Source organism: Micromonospora sp. DT178 (genome assembly GCF_049841695.1).
Lineage (GTDB): Bacteria > Actinomycetota > Actinomycetes > Mycobacteriales > Micromonosporaceae > Micromonospora.
Window position 1 is genome coordinate 1 of sequence record NZ_JBNCKV010000054.1, and the last position, 479, is coordinate 479.

The following is a 479-nucleotide window of genomic DNA, read 5'->3' on the forward strand; positions in this document are numbered from 1 at the left end:
CCCTTCGACAAACTCGTCGAACACACCCAACCCACCCGCGACCGCCACACCCCACCCCTCATCCAAACCGTCTTCACGACCATGGACGGCACCGATCCGGCACCGCTGCACACCGCCACGATGAGGCCGCTGCCGATCGACGAGGGGGTCGCGAAGTTCGACCTCACCGTCCAGGTGCAGCTGGAGCCGGACGTCATCCGGGTGCTCTTCGACTACGCCTGCGACCTGTACGAGCCTGCGACGATGGCCGAGCTGGCCGACAGCTACCGGGCCCTGGTGGCCGCCGTGCTGGCCGAGCCGGACCGCCCGCTGTCCACCATGGTCGCGGTCACGGCCGCCCAGCGGGAGCGGCTCGCCGACGCGTTGACCGCCAGCCCGGTTCCGGTCCCGCCCGGTGATGCGGGGTGTGTGCCGCGGCTGGTGACGGAGACGGCCCGACGCCAACCCGACGCCGTGGCGATCGTCGACGGGAACGGCGC

General features: G+C 71.4%; 1 protein-coding gene. It reads left to right on the forward strand.

Annotated elements, in window-relative coordinates:
- Positions 1-60: 60 nt before the first annotated feature.
- A partial coding sequence (locus ACLQ22_RS31920; protein WP_425695588.1) for a condensation domain-containing protein occupies positions 61-479 on the forward strand: 419 nt, incomplete at its 3' end.